The organism is Bergeyella anatis, assembly GCF_036016955.1.
In the GTDB taxonomy this organism is placed as follows: domain Bacteria; phylum Bacteroidota; class Bacteroidia; order Flavobacteriales; family Weeksellaceae; genus JAYWXI01.
This window is the reverse complement of the sequence record NZ_JAYWXI010000134.1, coordinates 1-460: the sequence shown is the minus strand read 5'-3', so window position 1 is coordinate 460 and position 460 is coordinate 1. Positions and strand designations below refer to the sequence as shown.

Genomic DNA, 460 nt, shown 5'->3' with positions numbered 1-460 from the left:
AAAATCATAACTTACAAAAATTGATTACTTAACAAAAATAATACATTACCTATAAAAAAACAAAACCCTTGATAAATTCAAGGGTTTGTAGCTATACTAAGTTTTATCTGTCATTTTATTCCGTTTTCTCCTCTTTCTTAGCATTAAATTCAAAGCGTAGCTTTTGTTCTTTGCCTTTGCTGTCAGCAATCCAAACCTCAAAACTTTGCGTATTGTTAGACAGAGAAGTGTAATACAATCTAAAAGTTCGGTTAGGAATTACATACATATCATTCGGTAAAAAAGGCTCTTGGTTAGCCAACTTTAGCCTACCATTACCCTCAAACTGAAAGTATCTTAATGTATAGATTTCATCTTTGTACTTTTGTTCTGATACGATTTGACAGCGAATTTCTACCGTCTGTTTTTTTAGAATACTCTTAGGAACAGGCATTGTTTTGACTTCAAACGGAAAGTTGGT

General features: G+C 32.0%; 1 protein-coding gene. It reads right to left on the bottom strand.

The window, feature by feature from the left end; genetic code table 11:
• Positions 1-115 precede the first annotated feature (115 nt).
• Positions 116-460: DUF3872 domain-containing protein (locus VQ048_RS12615; protein WP_327611980.1), on the bottom strand; the 345-nt coding region annotated here is incomplete at its 5' end.